Annotated in this window: 17 protein-coding genes and 1 pseudogene; 12 read left to right on the forward strand and 6 right to left on the reverse strand. The window is 70.2% G+C overall.

What is annotated here, in order from left to right:
• Positions 1-2 precede the first annotated feature (2 nt).
• The 4 genes and pseudogenes from ASD93_RS02940 to ASD93_RS02955 all read right to left on the reverse strand — a co-directional run.
• Positions 3-1082, reverse strand: a complete 1080-nt coding sequence (locus ASD93_RS02940) for an ABC transporter permease (protein WP_056118376.1) — start codon at positions 1080-1082, stop codon at positions 3-5.
• Positions 1079-1888, reverse strand: a complete 810-nt coding sequence (locus ASD93_RS02945) for an ABC transporter ATP-binding protein (RefSeq protein WP_056118378.1) — start codon at positions 1886-1888, stop codon at positions 1079-1081. The genes ASD93_RS02940 and ASD93_RS02945 overlap by 4 nt, the downstream gene beginning before the upstream one ends.
• Positions 1885-2709 carry an ABC transporter ATP-binding protein gene (locus ASD93_RS02950; protein WP_056119149.1) on the reverse strand — a complete coding sequence of 275 codons (825 nt, stop codon included), beginning with the start codon at positions 2707-2709 and terminating at the stop codon, positions 1885-1887. Before ASD93_RS02950 ends, ASD93_RS02945 begins: the two co-directional genes overlap by 4 nt.
• A gap of 381 nt (positions 2710-3090) precedes the next feature.
• Positions 3091-4416, reverse strand: a pseudogene (locus ASD93_RS02955) (ABC transporter substrate-binding protein); the annotation flags it as partial.
• Between the two features lie 181 nt (positions 4417-4597).
• Here ASD93_RS02955 and ASD93_RS02960 point away from each other — a divergent pair.
• The gene (locus ASD93_RS02960; RefSeq protein WP_056118380.1) at positions 4598-5230 is read left to right on the forward strand and encodes a TetR/AcrR family transcriptional regulator; all 633 of its coding nucleotides are present in this window, start codon (positions 4598-4600) and stop codon (positions 5228-5230) included.
• Between the two features lie 21 nt (positions 5231-5251).
• Here ASD93_RS02960 and serC read toward each other — a convergent pair whose 3' ends face one another.
• Positions 5252-6367, reverse strand: coding sequence for a phosphoserine transaminase (gene serC, locus ASD93_RS02965; protein ID WP_056118382.1), 1116 nt, complete (start codon positions 6365-6367; stop codon positions 5252-5254).
• Positions 6368-6638: 271 nt separating this feature from the next.
• Here serC and ASD93_RS02970 point away from each other — a divergent pair, with 271 nt between their 5' ends.
• From ASD93_RS02970 to ASD93_RS02985, 4 genes are all read left to right on the forward strand, one after another.
• Positions 6639-7472: a type IV toxin-antitoxin system AbiEi family antitoxin domain-containing protein gene (locus tag ASD93_RS02970; protein ID WP_056118384.1), complete on the forward strand. Its 834-nt coding sequence runs from the start codon at positions 6639-6641 to the stop codon at positions 7470-7472.
• 182 nt (positions 7473-7654) lie between these two features.
• Positions 7655-8356 carry a metal-dependent transcriptional regulator gene (locus tag ASD93_RS02975; RefSeq protein ID WP_056118386.1) on the forward strand — a complete coding sequence of 234 codons (702 nt, stop codon included), beginning with the start codon at positions 7655-7657 and terminating at the stop codon, positions 8354-8356.
• A 244-nt stretch (positions 8357-8600) separates the two neighbouring features.
• The gene (locus ASD93_RS02980; protein WP_056118388.1) at positions 8601-9497 is read left to right on the forward strand and encodes a M23 family metallopeptidase; all 897 of its coding nucleotides are present in this window, start codon (positions 8601-8603) and stop codon (positions 9495-9497) included.
• A gap of 350 nt (positions 9498-9847) precedes the next feature.
• A complete protein-coding gene (locus ASD93_RS02985) occupies positions 9848-10345 on the forward strand; it encodes an HNH endonuclease (protein ID WP_056118389.1) in 498 nt (165 codons plus the stop codon).
• 1 nt (position 10346) lies between these two features.
• On the opposite strand, the gene ASD93_RS02990 is transcribed toward ASD93_RS02985, so the two are convergent.
• Positions 10347-10856, reverse strand: coding sequence for a MarR family winged helix-turn-helix transcriptional regulator (locus ASD93_RS02990; RefSeq protein ID WP_056118392.1), 510 nt, complete (start codon positions 10854-10856; stop codon positions 10347-10349).
• A 39-nt stretch (positions 10857-10895) separates the two neighbouring features.
• Between ASD93_RS02990 and ASD93_RS02995 the strand changes: the two genes are divergently transcribed.
• The 7 genes from ASD93_RS02995 to efeO all read left to right on the forward strand — a co-directional run bounded on the left by ASD93_RS02995 (position 10896) and on the right by efeO (position 21022).
• Positions 10896-11852 (forward strand): DMT family transporter, encoded by a 957-nt coding sequence (locus ASD93_RS02995; protein WP_056118394.1) that lies wholly within the window; start codon positions 10896-10898, stop codon positions 11850-11852.
• Positions 11853-11861: 9 nt separating this feature from the next.
• Positions 11862-12605 carry a hypothetical protein gene (locus ASD93_RS03000; protein WP_056118395.1) on the forward strand — a complete coding sequence of 248 codons (744 nt, stop codon included), beginning with the start codon at positions 11862-11864 and terminating at the stop codon, positions 12603-12605.
• A 7-nt stretch (positions 12606-12612) separates the two neighbouring features.
• A complete protein-coding gene (locus ASD93_RS03005) occupies positions 12613-14295 on the forward strand; it encodes a DNA polymerase Y family protein (protein WP_414843693.1) in 1683 nt (560 codons plus the stop codon).
• A gap of 27 nt (positions 14296-14322) precedes the next feature.
• On the forward strand, positions 14323-17829 hold the full coding sequence (locus ASD93_RS03010; protein ID WP_056118399.1) for an error-prone DNA polymerase: 3507 nt from the start codon (positions 14323-14325) through the stop codon (positions 17827-17829).
• A 130-nt stretch (positions 17830-17959) separates the two neighbouring features.
• Positions 17960-18349, forward strand: coding sequence for a hypothetical protein (locus ASD93_RS03015; RefSeq protein ID WP_056118402.1), 390 nt, complete (start codon positions 17960-17962; stop codon positions 18347-18349).
• A gap of 391 nt (positions 18350-18740) precedes the next feature.
• Positions 18741-19796, forward strand: a complete 1056-nt coding sequence (efeU, locus tag ASD93_RS03020; protein ID WP_056118404.1) for an iron uptake transporter permease EfeU — start codon at positions 18741-18743, stop codon at positions 19794-19796.
• A complete protein-coding gene (gene efeO / locus ASD93_RS03025) occupies positions 19793-21022 on the forward strand; it encodes an iron uptake system protein EfeO (protein WP_056118406.1) in 1230 nt (409 codons plus the stop codon). Before efeU ends, efeO begins: the two co-directional genes overlap by 4 nt.
• Position 21023: the final 1 nt, after the last annotated feature.

Here is a 21023-nt window from a genome sequence, read left to right on the forward strand (position 1 = left end):
GCTCAGGCCTCCGTCTGGCGCGTGCGCGGGTCGAGGAATCCGTAGGCGACATCGGCCAGGAGGTTCGCCAGGAGCACCGAGATGGTGAGCACGAGGAACACTCCCTGCATGAGGGCGTAGTCCTTCGCGTTGGTGGCGTCGAGCAGCAGCTTGCCGACGCCGGGGTAGCTGAACACCATCTCCATCACGATCGTCCCGCCGACGATGAAGCCCAGCGCGAGCGCGAAGCTCTGGATCTGCGGGAGTACCGCGTTGCGCGCGGCATAGCGCCACAGCACACGGTTGCTCGGCATGCCCTTGGCCTGTGCGACGGTGACGTAGTCCTCGTCGAGCACCGTGAGCATCATGTTGCGCATGCCCAGCATCCAGCCGCCCAGTGAGGCGATGATGATGGTCGCCGCGGGAAGGAAGCCGTGATGGAGCACGTCTCCGATGAACTCCCACGACCACTCCGGCGCCACCCCGACGCCGTACGCCTTGCCGATCGGGAACCAGCCCAGCGTCACCGAGAAGATCGAGATGGCGAGCAGCCCCAGCCAGAAGTAGGGGATCGTGCTCAGGAACGTCGTGATCGGGATCAGCGCGTCGAGGCGGCTGCCACGGCGCCATCCGACGATCGCGCCTCCGATGGTGCCGATGGCGAAGGCGATCAGCGTCGCGAAGCCGACGAGGCACACGGTCCAGATCAGCGACTGGCCGACCACCTCGGTGACCGGGCGCATGCCGTGCAGCAGCGAGATCCCGAGGTCGCCGCGCAGCAGCAGGCCCCAGTAGTCGAGGTACTGCTGCCACAGCGATTTGTCCGTGTCGAGGCCGAGCAGGGAACGCAGCGCCTCGGCCGCCTCGGGGGAGACGTTGCGATTGCGGGCGAGGTACGCGGTGACCGCATCGCCCTTCATCAGTCGCGGCAGGAAGAAGTTGATCGTGATGGCCGCCCACAGCGTGAACAGATAGAACAGCACGCGATTGCCGAGGAAACGCCACGGGATGCGAGCGCGGCCCTTGACGGCGCCGGTCGCAGTCGTGCCGACCTCGATCGCGTCGAAGTCCGGAGCCGGCAGCTGGGGGGCGACGGCGCTCACTTCTCACCTCCGAGAATGCCCGCGGCGTGCGCGAAGTAGGTATCGGGATCGGGGGATGCCGCGCGCAGCTCCTGCGTGTACGGGCTCTGCGGACGCAGGATCACATCGTCGGCGGGCCCTCGTTCGACAACTCGTCCCTGGTTGAGCACGAGGATCTCGTCGCTGAAATGACGCGCCGTGGCAAGGTCGTGCGTGATGTAGAGCACGCCCAGTCCCTCCTCGCGCTGCAGGTCGGCGAGCAGGTTGAGCACCCCGAGACGGATCGACACGTCGAGCATCGAGACGGGCTCGTCGGCCACGAGCAGTCGGGGCCGGGATGCCAGCGCACGGGCGATCGCGACGCGCTGGCGCTGTCCGCCCGACAGCTCGTGCGGCCGACGGTCGATCACCGCGTCGGCGTCGAGGCGGACGCGGTCGAGCAGTCGACGCACCTCGTCGTCGAGCCGGTCCTTGGGGACGACGTCGTCGAGCTGGAGCGGCCGCTGGATCGCGTAGCGGATCGAGTGGTACGGGTTCAGCGAGGCGAACGGATCCTGGAACACCATGCGCAGCTGCTGGCGGTAGGCGCGCAGCGCCTTTCCGCGGCGGGGAAGCGGCTCGCCGTCGAGGCGCACCTCGCCGCTCGTGGGCGTCTCGAGCTGGGTGAGGATCTTCGCGATCGTCGACTTGCCGCTGCCGGACTGGCCGACCAGGCCGATGGTCTGTCCCGAGCGGAGCGTGAAGCTCACGTCGTCGAGAGCCTTCATCTGCCCGGCGCCGCGCACGGCGTACACCTTGGTGACGGCGTCGAACTCGAGGACGGTCATCGGTGGACCACCCCCCTCGCTCCGGTGAGTCGCGGGAACGAGGCGAGGAGCGTCCGTGTGTAGTCGGTGTGCGGGTCCGTCCAGATCCGCTCGGCGGTGTCGAGCTCGATGATCTCGCCGTCGCGCATGATGGCGATGCGGTCGCTGATCTCGAGGAGCAGCGGAAGGTCGTGGGTGATGAAGATCACCGAGAAGCCGAACTCGTGGCGAAGGTGCGAGATCTGGCGCAGGATCTCGCGCTGGACGAGCACGTCGAGGGCGGTCGTGGGCTCGTCCATGACCATGAGCTGCGGGCGCAGCGCGAGCGCCATGGCGATCATCACGCGCTGGCGCATTCCGCCCGACAGTTCATGGGGGTACGAGCGGGAGCGCTGCGCGCCGACCTTGACGATCTCGAGCAGCTCGACGACGGCCGCGCGACGCTCGCGCCGCGAGAGGTCGGGGCGGTGGACCTCGAAGACGTCCTCCAGCTGGGAGCCGATCGTGGCGACGGGGTTGAGCGAGTTCATCGCCCCCTGGAAGACCATCGAGATCTTGTCCCAGCGGAAGCGGCGCATCTCCTCGGGCTCGAGGGCGTTCACATCGACGTCGACGCCGGTCGCGTCGTGGAACACGACGGAGCCGCTCGTGATGACGGCCGGGGGCTTGAGCAGCCGCTGGATGCCGTACGCGAGGGTGGTCTTGCCGCATCCGCTCTCGCCGGCGAGTCCGAGGATCTCACCGCGCTGGAGTTCGAGGGTGACGTTCTTCACCGCCCTCACGGGGGGATCGACGTCGTAGACGATCGAGAAGTCGTGGACGGAGAGCAGGGAATCTCTCATCGGTGAGGCCAGGCTTTCATGAGGACCGACGTGCAGGCGGGGCGGATGCCGCGGCATCCGCCCCGCCTGCTGGGTGAGGATCTGCACGATCGCGGGCTGCGTCGGGTCGGCGGAGGCGTACTGGTCCTCCTCCGACGGCCAACCGACGTAGTTGCGCGTGTTGAACTCGCCCAGGAGCGGGTGCGCCCCCAGCGGGATGGCCGGCACGTTCTCGACGAAGGCCGTCTGGATCACCGCGAGGGCGGCTTCGCGATCGGCGTCCGTGGAGGCGTTGGCGTACGTGTTGAGCGCCTCGGTGACGGCGGGGTCGTCGAAGCGGCCGAAGTTGAACGCCGCCTTGTTGTCGACGATCCACTTCGGGTCCATCGTGGACGTGTACAGGCCGTACGCGTTTCCGGTGTCCTCGAGCCAGTGGATGATCGCCTGGAAGGTGCCCTCCTGGCGTGCGGCATCCCAGCCGCCCCAGTCGGGCTGATCGATCTTGACCTCGATGCCGAGGCCCTCCTTGAGCTCTTCGGCGATCAGTGCCTGCTCGGTGTTCCAGTCGCTCCAGCCCGCGGGGACCGAGATCGAGAACGTGACCGCCTCGCCGTCCGGGTCGATGAGGGTCTCGCCCTCCCACGTGTAGCCGGCATCGGTGAGGACCTCGCGGGCCTTGTCGATGTCGACCGAGTACTCCTGGCCGGCGTACTCGGGGATGACCTCGTCCTCGAGCAGGGCGGCGAGGCCCGTGACGCTCCAGATCGCCTCGCTCGCACCCTCACGGGCGATGTCGACGTAAGCCTGCCGGTCGATCGTCCAGGCGAGCGCCTCGCGCAGGGCCGGGTCGTTGAACGGCTTGGTCTGCAGGTTCATGAACAGGGTTCCCGCGCCGGCGGTGGGCGAGGCGAGGAACTTGTTGTCGGGGTCGGCCGAGAGGTAGCTGTCCTCGATCTGCGGGATGAACGCCTGGGCCCAGTCCGCCTCGCCGGTTGCGAGGGCGGTGGTGAGCGCCGCGTTGTCGCCGTACGAGACGTAGTGCAGCTCGGGCACGGCCAGCTCCCCGCCCCAGTACTCGGGGTTCGCGGCGAGGGTGACCGACTCGGTGGTCCACGAGTCGAGCGCGTACGGCCCGGTGCCGACGGCCTGGCCCTCACCGGTGAGCGGGTCGGTGTTCGGGTCTGCGATGTCGGCCCAGATGTGCTCGGGCACGATCTGGAAGTGCAGCACGCGGGCCTGCTGGGTGTACTTCGAGCTGTTGAAGTCGATCGTGACGGTGTCGCCGTCGACGGTGACGCTCTTCAGATCGAGAGCATTGGTGTCGTTGAGCTTGCCGTCGAGCACCTGGTTGAACGAGAACGCGATATCGTCCGCGGTGAAGTCCTCGCCATCGCTCCACTTCACACCGCTGCGGGCCTTCGCGGTGAGCTGGGTGTAGTCCTCGTTCCACGTGACCTCTTCGGCCAGCCACGGCGTGGTGCCGAGGTCGCCGGTCGGGTTGACGAGCGCGAGGGACTCGAAGATGACCTTGCCGTAGCCGTACTTCGAAGCGGATGAGTCGCCCAGGTACGGGTTGTTCGATTCGGTCGTGATGGCACCGTCGGGCTTGGCGATCGTGAGCGCGGCGCCGGGCTCGGAATTGCCGGAGTCAGTGCTCCCGGACGCGCAGCCTGTCAGCACGATCGCCGCAGCGATGCCGACGGCGAAGAGGGAAGATCTCAGCCTCATTGCTTCTCCTTCGTGAGGGGACGTCGGCGTACTCACAGGAGCGACGCCGTCGTCGAGGGGGGTGATTGCGGAATCAACTTACAATCAAGTAAGTAACTAATGCAAGCGCGCCGTTCTCCGCCCGTGTCCGACTCGTGCGTAGACTCTCGATCGGCCCAGACGAGTGAGGGGGTGCAACCCTGTGACCGAGCAGCGCAGACAGCCGCGTTCGCGACCGGAGACTCTGCTGCGCCGTCGCGACATCCTCGATGCCGCCACCGACATCTTCGGCGCGAAGGGCTTCACCGGCGGAACCCTCCAGGAGATCGCCGACCAGGTCGGCATGACCCACGCAGGCATCCTCCATCACTTCGGCTCCAAGGACGCCCTCCTGCTCGAGGTGCTGCGACATCGTGATGAAACCGATGTCGCCGACCTCGAGGAGCAGCACATCCCCGACGGGATGGATCTCTTCCGTCACCTCGTGCGCACCGCGTTCGCGAACGCCGACCGACCCGGAATCGTGCAGGCATACGCCGTGCTGTCGGCGGAGTCGGTGACCGATGACCACCCCGGCCGCGAGTTCTTCCAGAAGCGGTACGAGACGCTGCGTGCCGAGGTCGCGCACGCGTTCGCCGTCGTGTGCGCCGAGCGCGGCATCCGTGAGCCCGCGACCGTCGCCTACGCGTCGACGAGCATCCTCGCCGTCATGGACGGTCTGCAGGTGCAGTGGCTGCTCGATCCGACCTCGCTGGACCTGGCGCGCGCGTCGGAGTTCGCGATCGAGGCGATCGTCGCCTCGGTGCTCGAGCCCGTGCCCTCACCGCTCGTCTGAGCGCACTTCCGGCACGCGGCGTCAGCCGAGGCGCTCGACCGTGTAGTCGATGGACCTGATGAGCTGCCGCACGTCGTCGGGATCGATGGAGACGAACGTCGCGACGCGCAGCTGGTTGCGTCCGAGCTTGCGGTACGGCTCGGTGTCGACGATCCCGTTGTGGCGCAGGCTCTTCGCGACCGCCGCGGCGTCGATGCTCTCGTCGAAGTCGATGGTGACGACGACGGGGGACCGGTCGGCCGGGTCGCTCACGAAGGGCGTCGCGAATGCGGATGCCTCAGCCCAGTCGTACAGCGCCTGCGACGACTCGCGCGTGCGCGCGTCGGCCCACTGCAGTCCGCCGTTGTCGCGGATCCAGTCCAGCTGCCGGTCGAGCAGGAACAGCGTCGTGAGCGCCGGGGTGTTGAGCGTCTGGTTGAGGCGTGAGTTGTCGAGGGCGTTCTTGAGGCTGAGGAACTCGGGGATGTACCGGCCGGATGCTGCGATCCGCTCGATCCGCTCGATCGCCGCGGGCGACACCAGGGCGAACCACAGGCCGCCGTCGGAGCCGAGGTTCTTCTGGGGTGCGAAGTAGTAGACGTCCGCCTCGTGGATCGAGAAGTCGATGCCGCCGGCGGCGCTGGTGGCATCGATCACGGTGAGCGCGCCCTCGTCGCCGTGCACGCGCGCGACCGGGGCGCTCACTCCGGTCGAGGTCTCGTTGTGCGGCCAGGCGTAGACGTCGACGCCCTCGACCGCGACTGCGGTGGTGCGCGTTCCGGCCGGCACCTCGCGCACGTCGGGCGCTTCGAGCCACGGAGCCTTGGCCGCTGCGGCGAACTTGCCGCCGAACTCGCCGAAGACGAGGTTCTGGCTGCGCCGCTCGATGAGGCCGAATGCCGCGGCATCCCAGAAGGCGGTCGAACCGCCGTTGCCGAGGATGACCTCGTAGCCGGTCGGCAGGCGGAACAGCTCGGCGAGCTCCGCGCGCACCTGGCCGACGAGGTCCTTCACCGGGGCCTGACGGTGCGACGTGCCCAGCAGCACCGAGCCGGGTCCGGCGAGGGCGGCCAGATGCTCGGCGCGCACCTTCGACGGGCCGCAGCCGAAGCGTCCGTCGGCGGGCAGGATCTCACGGGGAAGCGCGACGTGGGGCATGGCTCGATTCTAGGCTCGGCCGATTCGCGGCGCCGCCGGATGACGGGCAGTGACGCCGTGAGCGGAACGCGCGCTCTGGCGCCCTGCGCCCTCTCAACAGGGCAACCGGGCTTCTACAGGAGCGGTCGGCGCGATTCGGTCCTGTAGAAGCCCATGCGGCCTGTCGGAGGGGTTCCTCCACAGGCATGTGACGGATGCCGCAGCGGGGGAGTTGTTCAGGTTCTGCAGCGGAGTGCGCCCAGCGCGGTCGGAGAGCCGCGAGTCTGCAGGGATGGTGGATCTGCTTCCCGTGCTGCGAGCCCAGGGCGGCGTCGCCCGGAGGGTCGCTGTCATCGAGGCCGGCGTGAGCTCGTACGCGATCGATCAGGCCGTTGCCGCGGGGGACCTCGTCAGGCCGCGGCGCGGCTGGGTGGCGCTTGCGGATGCCGATCCGTACCTGGTCGCGGCGGCGCGGGCGGGCGTGGTGCTGACGTGCATCACGCGGGCGAAGCGACTCGGCCTGTGGGTCCTGGCCGAGGACGGCCCGCATGTGGGGGCCCCGCCGACCGCGTCGCGGCTGGATCTGCGCAACCACGACGCGACCGTGCACTGGGCACGCCCCGTTCAGCCCCGACCTGCGGGAGTGCTCGAGGACGGCATCCTGAACACGCTCCTCATCGTCGCGACGTGTCAGCCGCACGAGGCGGCGCTGGCGGTGTGGGAGTCGGCGCTGAACCTCGGTTTCGTGGACAAAGAGGAGCTCGTCCGCCTGCCGCTCACCGGGTCGGCCCGGCGCGTGCTCGAGGAGGCGAGCCCCTTCGCCGATTCGGGGCTGGAGACCATCTTCCGGACGAGGCTGCGGTGGCTGCGGCATCCGATCCGCACGCAGATCTGGATCCATGGGCACCGGGTCGACTTCCTCATCGGCGAGCGGCTCGTCGTGCAGATCGACGGTGGGCACCACGTCGGCGCGCAGCGGGCGGAGGATGTGGCGCATGACGCCGCGCTGACGCTCCGCGGGTACCACGTGATCAGGGTCACCTACGGCCAGGTGATCGAGGGCTGGCCCGATGTTCAGGAGCAGATCATGCGCGCCGTGGCGCAAGGGCTGCACCGGCCCGTGTGAGTGGTCCGCTCCCGCCCGCACTAGGCCCTCAACAGGACAACCAGTGTTGTGCAGGAGAAACGGGCGTCCGCGGGTCCTGTGGAAACGCGGTTGTCCTGTGGAAGCCGGGGCCGGCGGAAGAGCCCGGTGTCGGGGGAGTGGATAGGCTGTCTCTGCCCCTAGGACGAACGAGGACACCGCACATGACCGACCTGATCGACACCACCGAGATGTACCTGCGGACCATCCTCGAACTCGAGGAGGAGAACATCGTTCCCCTGCGCGCCCGCATCTCGGAGCGCCTCGGCCACTCCGGCCCGACGGTGTCGCAGACGATCGGCCGCATGGAGCGCGACGGCCTCGTGATCGTGACCGAGGACCGCAGCCTCGAGCTCACCGATTCGGGTCGTCAGAAGGCGGTCGACGTGATGCGCAAGCACCGTCTCGCCGAGCGGCTGCTCTCCGACGTGATCGGTCTGGACTGGGCGTACGTGCACGAAGAGGCCTGCCGCTGGGAGCACGTGATGAGCGAGCAGGTCGAGCGCCGTCTCGTCGAGCTGCTCGGCCACCCGACCGAGTCGCCGTACGGCAACCCCATCCCCGGTCTCGACCAGCTCGGCGACGTTCCGACGAACGGCTTCGACCAGGGTGTGGTCGGCCTCGTGCGCCGCCTCAACGAGGCGGGCGAGCCCATCTCGGGCACGGTGCGCCGCCTCGCCGAGCCCGCTCAGGTCGATCCCGAGCTGCTTCAGCAGCTCAAGGGCGCGGGCGTGGTTCCCGGTGCGTCGGGCGACTACCGCTACAACGAGGGCTACGTCCTCGTGCAGATGGACGGCAACGACGAGGGGCTCGAGCTTCCCGTCGAGGTCGCCTCGCACATCTTCCTCGTCGACGACCGCCGCTGACGCGGAGAGCGGATGCCGCGGCATCCGCTCGCACTCATCCTCAGGGACTTGCCAGGGGATGAGCGTGACATATTCGTTACCTTCAGGTAGCCTCGAAAAGTCCACCAGGCGAGAAGCCCGCCCACCGGACCCCGCGCGGATTGCCTCCCTGGCTCGTCGTCCGCACGGTGAAGCCCGCATATCGTGCCCCGACACCGAATGCCGACGAGCCAGCGCCACCGGCGCCGAGGCGCCGGAGGACAGTTTGGCTGAACAGAACGATTCGCTCGCGAACGAGCCCCAGAGTGACGCGACGAGTCTGTCTCGTCGTTCGCGTGCGCGCCGCACGCCGGCTCGTCAGACCAAGGCGGCTGCGCCCGTCGCGACCGCCGCCAGCTCGGTAGCGACTCGTCCCGCCACCCGTGCGCCCAAGCGTGCGGCGAAGCAGCTGCGCAGCCTCTTCGCACTCACTCTGGTGGGCGGCCTCGTGGCCGCTGCCGCCATGCCCGCCTTCGCCGGCGTGCTGCAGAAGGACGAGGCGATGACCCTTCAGCAGATGGCCGTCGACGACGCGCAGTCTGTCGTCGTCGCGTCGGACGCCGTCGGCGCCGAGCTCACCCGCGAGAGCTACTCCGCGACGACCTCCGATGAGATCGCGAAGAAGAAGGCCGCGGAAGCCGCCGCCGAGCGGGCCCGTCTGTCGGCCCAGTCCGCGACGGCGGCGACGAGCTACAACATCGACCTCAACATGGTCGCCCCCGGTTCCGGCGCCGTGCGCTGGCCGGTCACCAACTTCACGCTCACCGATACGTTCGGCACGCGCGGCGGCGCGCACCGCGGAATCGATCTGGTCGCGCCGGCCGGAACGCCGATCTACGCGGCGGCGGCGGGCGTCGTGAAGGTCTCGTCCGAGGCCTACTACGACTACGGCGTGGCGATCACCATCGACCACGTCATCAACGGCGTCACGGTCAACACGCTCTACGCGCACCAGAGCTACGGCTGCCGCAAGGTGGTCGCCGGCCAGACGGTGCAGGTGGGTCAGGTCATCGGGTGCGTCGGCAGCACTGGCCGGTCCACGGCCAACCACCTGCACTTCGAGGTGTACATGAACGGCGCGAATGTCGATCCGCTCGCATGGCTGAACGCCAACGCCGGCTGACGCTTTTCTCGGACGATCCCCTCGGAGCCCTGCTCCGGGGGGATTCTTCGTTCCTCGACACGCCATGCCGCATTCACCCGCGGCTGCCGCCCTCGCGCTCCCCGGGTGCGTTAGCCTGATGGCGACGCGAGAGAAGCGGAGGGAGCCGATGGACAGCATTCATCGCATCCGAACCATGGATGCGCTCGGACGCCTCGTCCTCCGGCATTGCACGAGCGGATGCCGCGGCCTTGCCGTGGCTCCAAGGCGCTGTCTATAAGACAGCGCCTTTTTTCATGCCCCTGCGCAGATCGATCGTCGCGCAAGTCGAATAACCGAGAAGCCGTCCCGGCCATTCGAGAGGATGATCAATGCGCACTCTGGTGCTGAATGCGGGCTACGAGCCGCTCGCCGTCGTGTCGTTCAAACGGGCCCTCGTGCTCGTGATGAACGAGAAGGCCACCGTCATCGAGCACACCGATGGCGAACCCGTGTGGGGCACGAGACGTGCCTACGATCGCCCCGCGGTGATCGTCCTCACGCGCTACGTGAGGGTGCCCGGCGGGCGTCGCGTGCCGGTGACCCGGCGCGGGGTGCTGCGCCGCGATGCGCACAGATGCGCGTACTGCGGAGCGTCGGCCTCGACGATCGACCACGTGCTTCCCCGCTCCCGGGGCGGTGGCGACTCGTGGGAGAACCTCGTGGCCTGCTGCCTGCGATGCAACAACGTCAAGGGCGATCGCACCCCGCAGGAGATGAAGTGGGAGCTCCGCTTCACCCCGAACCCGCCCCGCGGTGCGCAGTGGACGGTGCGGGGCACCGAGCGCAGCGACCCGAGCTGGGAGCCCTACCTGGCTCTCGCCGCCTGAGTCAGCGCGCGTCCAGCACGCGCAGCCAGCGGGTGAGGATCGGCTCGAGGGACGCGGCATCCGCTTCTCCCAGCTCCTGCAGCAGCCGGTGCTCGTTCGTGAGGTGAGCGGTGAATGCGCGGTCGATGAGATCGCGGCCGTCGGGAGTGAGTCGCACGAGGCGACGACGGGCATCGGATGCCTCGGACCGCCGTTCGACGAGCCCGCGGGCCTCGAGTCGGTCGACGCGCTTGGTCAGTCCGCCGGTCGTGACGAGGGTGTGGTCGGCGAGTTCGCCCGCCGCGTGCTCGTACGGCTCGCCGGCGCGGCGGAGCGTGGCGAGCACGTCGAACTCTCCCTCGGTGAGGCCGAACTCCCCGTAGACGGCCACGAGACGCTCGGTCAGTTCGAGCGCGACGCGGTGAAGGCGGCCGATCACTCCCTGCGGAGAGGGGTCGAGGTCAGGTCGCTCCCGCTGCCACGCCCGCTGGATCTCGGCGACGCGGTCGAGCTCATCGGAGGAGGCGTCCATCGGACCATCTTATCTTCCCGGTAAGATAAAGTATCTTCCATGGAAGATAATCGCTGGCGATGGATCGCCGTGACGGCGATCGCGCCGATCGCCTGGGGCAGCACGTACGTCGTCACACGCAACCTCCTCCCGCCAGAGTCGCCGCTGTGGGGAGGGGTGCTGCGTGCGCTGCCGGCGGGGTTGCTGGTGCTGCTGGCGGCGCGGGTGCTGCCGCGGGGTTCGTGGTGGTGGCGCTCGCTCGTGCTCGGCACGCTGAACGTGGGCGGGTTCTTCGTGCTGATCTACATCGCCGGCCAGCGGCTGCCGTCGAGCCTGGCGGCGACGCTGATGTCGACGTCGGCGGCCTGCATGCTCCTGTTCGCGTGGCTGCTGCTGCATCGACGTCCGCGCGCGGCCGCGGTCGCCGGCGCGGGGATCGGGCTCATCGGCGTCGTCGTGATGCTCGGCGTGGACGTCGGCGGCGTGGATCCGTGGGGGGTCGCGGCATCCCTCGGCGCGATGGTCGCCTCGTCGATCGGGTTCGTGCTCACGGCCCGGTGGGGGAGTGACGTCCCCGCGCTGCCGATGACCGCGTGGCAGCTCGTCGCGGGATCACTCGTGCTCCTGCCCGTCGCCCTGCTGGTCGAGGGGGGACCGCCGGCGCTCACGGTCGAATCGACGCTCGGCTTCGCCTACGTCACGCTCGTCGCGACGGCGGTCGCCTATGCTGCGTGGTTCGCGGGACTGCGTCACCTCGCGCCGGGCGTCGTCGGCGTGATCGGCCTGCTGAATCCCGTCACGGGCGTCGCGCTCGGCGTGCTCGTCGCGGGAGAGGCGTTCGGCGTGCCGCAGGCCGTCGGTGTGGCGCTGGTCCTGGCCGGGATCGCGCTCGGCGCCCTGCCGCCGCGGCGGGGTCGGGTTCGTGTGTCCGCGAGTGGGGCCTGGGGCCAGGAAACTGTGTCGGAGGTACGAACTAACGTCAGTCCTGGGATTGATTCATTAGAACAAAGATTCTAGGATGATCGAATGACGGCAGTGCGTGATCGTGCCGGCGTGGCGGGAGACGTAGCGTCCCTGCGCGCTCAGCTCGAGCGAGTGCAGGGCCGCCGCCTCGACGCTCCGGTGCTTCCCGTTCATCCGGCGCTGGCGTCTCTCTTGCCGGGCGGCGGACTGCGCCCCGGTGCCGCCTATTCTCTCTCGCGTTCCACGTCGCTGCTGCTCGCGCTCATGTCGCAGCCCTCGCAGGCGGGGTCCTGGTGCGGGGTGGTGGGGATGCCGCGGCTCGGCGCCGAAGCAGCCGAGCGGCTGGGCGTCGATCTCTCCCGGCTGGTACTCATCCCCGAGCCCGGCACGCGGTGGCTCGCGATCACTGCGACGATCGCCGAGGTGCTCCCGGTGGTGGCGGTCCGTCCGTCCGGCCGGGCGCCCGACGCCGAGATCTCCCGGCTGGCGGCCCGGCTGCGCGACCGCGGAGCGGTGCTCCTCGTGCAGGGGTCGTGGCCGCAGGCGGAGGCGGTGATCGAGGTCGATGCCCCGGAGTGGACGGGTGTCGGCCGCGGTCACGGCTACCTCGCCGGGCGCGAGGTCACGGTCACGACCTCGAGCCGCCGCTGGCCACGGCCACGCCGGTCGCGCCTGCTGCTGCCCGACGCCACCGGAGCGATCGCCGCCGTCGCCGAGCCGGTGCCGACCCTCGCCGCCGTGCCGGCGGGCACCCGCTGGGGCGCCGAGGCCACCGACGCCACCCTCGAGGCCAGGGCGGTGGGCTGACATGACCATGGTCTCTCCCGTGCGCAGCCTCGTCCTGTGGTTCCCCGACTGGCCGGTGACGGCGCTGCTGCACGGTGCCGGTTCGGACGCTACGGCCGGGAGCGCCGGTGCGGGTGCCCCGCCCGGCACGGCCGCCTCCCCGCCCCTCGATCCGTCCCGGCCGATCGCCGTGGTCGAGCGCAACCTCGTCGCGGCGTGCTCGGCGGCTGCTCGGGCCGAGGGGGTTCGCCGGGGACAGCGGCGACGCGACGCGCAGGCGCGCTGCCCCGGACTCACGGTCGTGCCCGCCGATGCCGCGCGCGATCACCGGGCCTTCGCCCCCGTCGTGTCGGCGATCGAGGAGCGCGCTCCGGGCGTGCAACTGGTGCGACCGGGCCTGTGCGCGCTGCGAGCGAAGGGCCCCTCCCGCTACTACGGCGGCGAGACCGAGGCGGCACGGGTGCTGCTCGACACGCTGCGGATGCTCGGCCTGGGCGACGTCCGCGCGGGGGTCGCCGACGGTCCCTTCACGGCCGAGCAGGCAGCCAGGTCCGGAGCGAGCATCGCCGAGCCGGTCTGCGTCATCCCGGCAGGCGGCGCGGCGGGCTTCCTCGCACCGCTGTCGGTGGCGGTGCTCGACGCCTCCTCCCTCGGCGCAGGCGCAGCGCCGTCGGCATCCGACGACCTCGTCGGGCTCCTCGCGCGGCTGGGTGTGCAGACGCTCGGCGAGTTCGCGGCGATGCCTCCCGATCGGGTCCGAGAACGGTTTGGGGAGCGCGGCATCCGTCTGCACAGCCTCGCCGGTGGGCGCGACTCGCAGCCCGTCCAGCCCCGTACGCCACCTCCCGAGCTGCAGCGTGAGATCGCATTCGAGCCGCCGCTCGAGATCGCCGACCAGGTGGCGTTCGGCATGAGGGTGACGGCCGACGACTTCATCGCGGGGCTCGGCGCGATCGACCTCGTGTGCACCGAGCTGCGCGTCGAGCTCATCGGCGATCGGGGCGAGCACAGCGAGCGAGTGTGGTTGCATCCAGGGTCCTTCGACGCCGCGGCGGTCGTCGACCGGGTGCGCTGGCAGCTCTCCGAAGAGGTCGGCGACCACGGCGGCGGGGGAGATGACAGAGCACCGCTGCGCAGCGGGGTCGCGCTCGTGAGGATCTCTCCCGAGGCGGTGGATGCGGCATCCCACCACGCCCCCGCCCTCTTCGGCGGCGGACCCGAAGAGAAGGTGCACCACGCCCTCTCGCGCGTGCAGGCGATGCTCGGGCATCGCGGGGTGCTCACCCCCGCGATCGGCGGCGGGCGCTGGCTCGTCGAGCGGCAGGTGCTCGTACCGTGGGGCGACCGGCATGCGAAGGGTCCCGACGGGCTCGCGGCGCAGCGTGCCAGGCCGTGGCCGGGGAGCCTTCCCGATCCGCTGCCCACGACGGTGTTCGCCGAGCCGATCCCGGTCGACGTGCGCGCGCTCGGGGGCGAGCTGATCGACGTCGACGAGCGGGGAAGCGTGTCGGCCGTGCCGGCGGTCCTGATCGAGAGCGGGCGGAGGCGGCGGATCGAGGCGTGGGCGGGTCCGTGGCCGGTGGTGGAGAGGTCGTGGGATGCCGCGCGCTCGCGTCGTGCGCACCGGTTCCAGGTCGTCGACGCCGACGGCGGCGCGTGGCTGCTGGTGTGCGAGGGCGACAGCTGGATGGCGGAGGCGACCTATGACTGAGGAGTGCGCGGCGGGGAGGGGCGGCTGATGGGGTTCGACAATCCGTCCGTGCCCTGGTCCGAGATCGAGCGGGTGCTGAGCGACCGGCGCCGCCCGACCGGCCGTCCGGCCGGAGCCGACGGCGGCGACAGCCCGGCGTGGTCGCACAAGCGGGGGCCGTACGTGCCGCCGGGCATCCCGCGGCCGGCCGAGGCCATCCCGTACGCCGAACTGCACGCGCATTCGTCGTTCTCTTTCCTCGACGGCGCCTCCTCGCCCGAAGAACTCGCCGAAGAGGCCGAGCGGCTCGGCCTGCACGCGCTGGCGGTGACCGATCACGACGGCTTCTACGGCATCGTGCGCTTCGCCGAGGCGGCCGAGACCCTCGAGCTCAAGACCGTCTTCGGCGCCGAGCTCTCCCTCGAGCTGCCGGGTCCGCAGAACGGCGCGGCCGACCCGGTCGGGGCGCACCTTCTCGTGCTCGCGCGCGGTGAAGAGGGCTACCACCGCCTTGCAGGGGCGATCACGCACGCACAGCTGCAGGGCGCCGAGAAGGGGCGCCCGGTCTACCGTCTCGATGAGCTCGCCGACCAGGGCCGCGACCACTGGGCGGTGCTCACCGGGTGCCGCAAGGGGGCGGTGCGCCGTGCGCTGGCAGAGGAGGGTGCAGACGGGGCGGCGCGGGAGCTCGACCGCCTCGTCGACCTGTTCGGACTCGACGCCGTGCACGTCGAGCTCATCGATCACGGCAATCCGCTCGACACCCGCGACAATGACGTGCTCGCCGGCCTCGCCCGTGAGCGCGCGCTGCCGCTCCTGGCGACGAACAACGTGCACTACGCGGTGCCGCGGCGGCAGCTGCTGGCCGCAGCGGTGGCGGCCGTGCGTGCGAACCGCGGACTCGACGAGCTCGACGGCTGGCTGCCGTCGCACGCCGGCGCGCACCTGCGATCGGGCGCCGAGATGGCGGAGCGGTTCGTGCGGCATCCGGATGCCGTCGCCCGCACCGTCACCCTCGCCGACGAGCTCGCCTTCCCGCTGCGCCGCGCCAAGCCCGCCCTGCCGAAGCAGAAGGTGCCCGAGGGGCACACACCGATGTCGTGGCTCCGGCAGCTCGTGTGGGACGCCGTTCCCCGCAAGTACCCCGACCTGACGGACGACAACCGGGCGCGCATCGAGAAGGAGCTCGGGGTCATCGAGCTGAAGGATTTCCCTGGCTACTTCCTGATCGTGCACGGCATCGTGCAGGAGGCCCGGCGCCGCGGCATCCTGTGCCAGGGTCGCGGCTCCGCCGCCAACAGTGCGATCTGCTACCTGCTCGACATCACCGCGGTCGACGCGATCGCCTACGACCTGCCGTTCGAGCGGTTCCTGTCGAGCCTGCGCGAGGAGGAGCCCGACATCGACGTCGACTTCGACTCCGATCGCCGGGAAGAGATCATCCAGTGGGTCTACGGGCAGTACGGACGGGACCGCGCCGCGCAGGTCGCCAACGTCATCCAGTACCGGCCGAAGAACGCCGTGCGCGACATGGCCAAGGCGCTCGGGCACTCGCCCGGGCAGCAGGATGCCTGGTCGAAGCAGGTCGAGGGCTGGGGTGCGCACCTCGAGACCGGGCCGGGCCACGACATCCCCGACCGGGTGCTCGAATTCGCCGGCGAGCTGCTCAAGGCGCCGCGCCATCTCGGAATCCACTCCGGCGGCATGGTGCTCACCGATCGGCCGGTGGGCGAGGTGGTGCCGATCGAGCACGCGCGCATGGAGAACCGCACGGTGATCCAGTGGGACAAAGACGATGCGGCGTGGATGGGGCTGGTCAAGTTCGACCTGCTGGGGCTCGGGATGCTGGCTGCCCTGCAGTACTGCTTCGACATGATCAGCGCCTCGACGGGCGAGGAATGGGAGCTCTCGACCCTGCCGAAGGAGGAGAAGGCGGTCTACGACATGCTGTGCCGGGCGGACTCCATCGGGGTGTTCCAGGTGGAGTCCCGCGCGCAGATGGGACTGCTGCCGCGCCTGCAGCCACGGCGGTTCTACGACCTCGTCATCGAGATCGCGCTCATCAGGCCCGGACCCATCCAGGGCGGCGCGGTTCACCCGTTCGTCAAACGCAAGCTCGGGCTCGAGAAGGTCACCTACGCCCACCCGAAGCTCCAGCCGGTGCTCGAGCGCACGCTCGGCATCCCGGTGTTCCAGGAGCAGCTCATGCAGATGGGTATGGCCGTCGGAGGGCTCACCGGCGAGGACGCCGACCTGCTGCGCCGGGCCATGGGCTCCAAGCGCGGCGTCGAACGCATCGATTCACTGAAGGAGAAGCTGTACGCGGGGATGGCTTCGAACGGCCTGGTGGGGGAGGACGCCGATGCGATCTACGCAAAGATCCAGGCCTTCGCGAACTTCGGGTTCGCCGAGTCCCATTCGCTGTCGTTCGGGCTGCTGGTCTACGCGAGCTCGTGGATCAAGCTGCACTACCCGGCCGCGTTCCTCGCCGGGCTGCTGCGCGCCCAGCCGATGGGCTTCTACTCACCGGCATCCCTCGTGAACGACGCGCGGCGCCACGGAGTCGAGGTGCGCCGCCCCGACCTGCACCTGTCGGGCGTCGAGGCCGTGCTGGAACCGGTGGGTGATCAGCCCCGGTCGTTGAGCGAGGAGCGCAGCGACGAGACGAAACGCCCCGAGCGTCCCGAAGACGTTTCGTCTCGCTTCGCTCGCTCAACGGCCGGGCTCGGAAACGCCGCCCCGCTCGGTCACACCGGGCTGGACTCGTGCGCCGAGCGCCATCAGCCGCCGGTCGGCGGGTTCGACATCGACGTACCGGACGAGTCCGCCGCCCACCGTCGCGACGGACGCTTCTCGGTGCGTCTCGGGCTCGCCGGGGTCAAGGGCATCGGCGCGAAGGTGGCCGAGCGCATCGTCGCTGCGCGCGAGGCCGAGGGGAGCTTCCGCGACCTGCGCGACCTCGTGCGGCGCACGAGTCTCACCGCCGTACAGGTCGAGGCGCTCGCGACCGCCGGAGCGTTCGAGGGGCTCGGCCTCGGCCGCCGTGAGGCGATCTGGCTCTCGGGGTCGGCCGCGTTGGACCTGCCCGAGTATCTGCCCGACTCCCTCGTGGCGGTGCAGCCGCCGCTGTTCGCCGACCCCACCAGCTACGAGCGCCTCGCGGCCGATCTGTGGGCGACGGGGGTCTCCACCGACGACCATCCGATGACCCACTACCGCTCCGGCCTCGACGCCCGGGGAGTGCTCACCTCGCGCGAGCTCCGCGGTCACGAGACCGACCGGCGCATCGAGGTGGGCGGACTCGTCACCCATCGGCAGCGGCCGGCGACGGCATCCGGGGTCACGTTCCTCAACCTCGAGGACGAGCATGGCCTCGTCAATGTGATCTGCTCGGTCGGGGTGTGGAACCGCTATCGCCGCGTGGCCAGGGAAGCCCCCGCGCTCATCGTGCGCGGAGTGCTCGAGCGCTCGCCGGAGGGGGTGATCAACGTGCTGGCCGACCGTTTCGAGGACCTCCGGGTGGGGGTGCAGCACCAGTCCCGCGACTTCCGGTGAGTGCCTCCGGTCTCGCCCGTCACCGGCCGTGCACCGGGCGTACAGACGCGGGAGGTAACCTCGAAGGACTGCACCGGTCGCTCGACGCCGCGGTTCTCGCGCAACCACCGGATGCAGGGAAGGAAACACCATGCGGATCGTCGCGAGCTCGGACTGGCGCGACGGACTCGCGTTCGAGACGCCGGTTCTGGTGTCCGAGCTCTCACCCGGCGAGGATGCGCGCTGCTTCGTGTGCGGCGCCGACGCCGCCCCCGTTCCCCGCACCGAGCTGTGGGCGGTCAAGCACCGGCATCCGAAGAACCACAGCGGCTACGTGCGCTTCTACTGCCTCGAGCACCGGCCTGCGCCGCCGCGGCTCACGCCCACGGTGGACCCGCGCCGCAGCACGGGGGAGCGCCGCGCCGCACCGCGTCGCAGCACCCCGACCGTCGAGCGTCCCGCCGTGCTGTGCCCGGACTGCTTCGTCGAGGTGCCCGCGACCGGCGTGTGCGGCATCTGCGGCAACACCGTCGTCGCCTAGTCCGACGCTTCTCTGCCGCTCGGCTCCGGCGGTGCGGTCAGCGTGAACGCCCGAGGGTGTCGAGCGCGCGGAGACTTCCCCACCATGGGGGCACCCGCAACGGTCAGGCTCCCGCCTTCACGTCGGCGACGTCGGAAACGTGGGCACCCGCAACGGTCAGGCTCCCGCCTTCACGTCGGTGACGTCGGAAACGGAGGAAACTCGCCGAGCGGAGCGCTGCCGCAGCCGCCCGTCGTCGGCGTTTCTCCTCGATTCCTTACGGCTACGCCGTGACAACGGGTCTGCACAGGGGCGTGACGCCCGGCCGTAACCGGATTCGCACCGTGCAACGCGCGCGGCTAGGGTAGGTGAGGCTCGCCTAACCTGGCGGTCGAGATCGACCGGAATCCCTGTGCTCGCAACCTTCCTCATCGGCCTGCGCGAAGGCCTCGAAGCGGCGCTCGTCGTCGGCATCCTCGTCGCATACCTCACGCGCCTGCAGCGTCGAGACGTGCTTCCCCGTCTGTGGATCGGTGTCGGTCTCGCGATCGGTCTCGCCCTGACGATCGGCGCCGTGCTCACCTTCGGGACGTACACGCTGACGTTCGAGGCGCAGGAGCTCCTCGGCGGCACCCTGTCGCTCCTCACCGTCGCGATGGTGACCTGGATGATCTTCTGGATGCAGCGCACCGCGCGCACCCTCAAGCGCAGCCTCGAGGAGGGGATCGACCGGGCGCTCGCCGCGAGCAGCCTGTGGGCGGTCGTCGCGATCGGCTTCGTCTCGGTCGCGCGTGAAGGCGTCGAGACGACGCTGCTGCTGTGGTCGATGGTGCAGACGTTCGGCGATGGCCCGACCGCTCTCGTCGGCGCACTGCTCGGACTGGCCGCCGCCGTCGTGCTCGGCTGGCTGCTGGCGCGGGGGATGCTGCGCCTCGACCTGCGTCGCTTCTTCACCTGGACCGGTGCCTTCCTCATCATCGTCGCGGCGGGTGTGCTCGCCTACGCGATCCACGATCTGCAGGAGGCCGGGGCGCTGCCCGGTCCGTTCACGACGGCTGCGCCGATCGACCCCCTCACCGGCGCGGTCGCCGTGGGCTGGGCCGCCTTCCCCTTCGGCTGGGCGTTCGACGTCAGCGCGGTGATCCCGCCGACCTCGCCCCTCGCCGCGATCCTCCAGGCAACGGTCGGCTTCATGCCCCGTATGTCGTGGCTGCAGGTCGTCGCCTGGGTCCTGTACGTCGGCGTCGTCGGTGCGATCTGGGCGCGCGGACAGTTCCGCCCGCCGAAGAGCCCCGCCGCAACCGAGCGAGCACCGGAGCCCGACACCGCACACGTGCCCGCCGCCGCGCCCGCGCCCGTCGCGCCGTCGCCGGCCGCATCCGTGCCCATCGCCGCCGACGCGCCGAACATCCCGGCCACGACCACCGCGGCATCCGTCCCCACCCCGTCACAGCAAGGAGCACCATGACCACTCGCCGCCTTCTCGCGGGCCTCGCCGTCGCCGGCGCGGGCGCGCTCATCCTGTCCGGCTGCGTCGCGAAAGCCGACCCGGCCGCCTCCGACGCGCTGGCGGTCGCCTCCACGGCCGACGGGTGCGCCGTGTCGAGCGCGACCGCGGAGAGCGGCACCGTCGCCTTCGAGGTCACGAACTCCGGCGACGAGGTGACGGAGTTCTACCTCCTCGCCGACGACGGCCTGCGGATCGTCGGCGAGGTCGAGAACATCGCGCCGGGCGCCTCGCGCACGCTCACCCTCACGGCCCAGCCCGGCGAGTACTTCACGCTGTGCAAGCCGGGCATGATCGGCGACGGCGTCGGGCGCGCGGGCTTCACCGTCACGGGCGACGACGTCGCCGTCGACGGACCGGATGCCGAACAGAAGCAGCAGGCGGTCGACCTCTACGCGGCCTTCGTCAAGGACCAGGTCGGTCAGCTCCTTCCCGCTGTCGAGGCCTTCGCCATGGCGTACGAGACAGGTGACGACGAGGCGGCGCGGGAGCAGTTCCCGCAGGTGCGCGCATACTACGAGCGCATCGAGCCCGTCGCCGAGGCGCTCGGCGACCTCGACCCGCGCATCGATTACCGTGAGGTCGACGCCGTGGCCGAGGGACTGGACTGGACCGGCTTCCACCGCATCGAGAAGGACCTGTGGGTCCCGGCGCAGGACGCCCTCAATGCGGACGGCGAGACGCCGGCGTGGCAGGACTGGGCTCCCTCGACCGAGGATGAGCGTGCCGGCTACGGCGACCAGCTCATCGCCGACGTGCAGGAGCTCTACGACTACGTGCACTCCGCCGACTTCCAGGCCGCGCTCGACGCGCAGGGCGTCGCGGGCCTCTCCAACGGCGCGCGGGCGCTCCTCGACGAGGTCGCCACCGGCAAGATCACCGGCGAGGAGGACTGGTGGTCGGGCACCGACCTGTGGGACTTCGCCGCCAACGTCGAGGGCTCCCAGATGGCGTTCTCGCTCGTCGAGGACTTCGCTGCATCCAAGGGCGACGAGGGCGCCGCGCTGGTCGAGGAGATCGACGAGGGCTACACCGCGCTCGAGGAGGCGCTCGCCGAGCACGGCTCGCTCGCTGCCGGGTTCGTGACCTACACGGCCCTCACCGAAGCCGACAAGCGCGAGCTCACCGACCTGCTCAACGCGCTCGCCGAGCCGATCTCGCAGCTCACGGTCACCGTCCTGGAGTGAC

The organism is Microbacterium sp. Root180, from assembly GCF_001428485.1.
GTDB lineage: Bacteria > Actinomycetota > Actinomycetes > Actinomycetales > Microbacteriaceae > Microbacterium.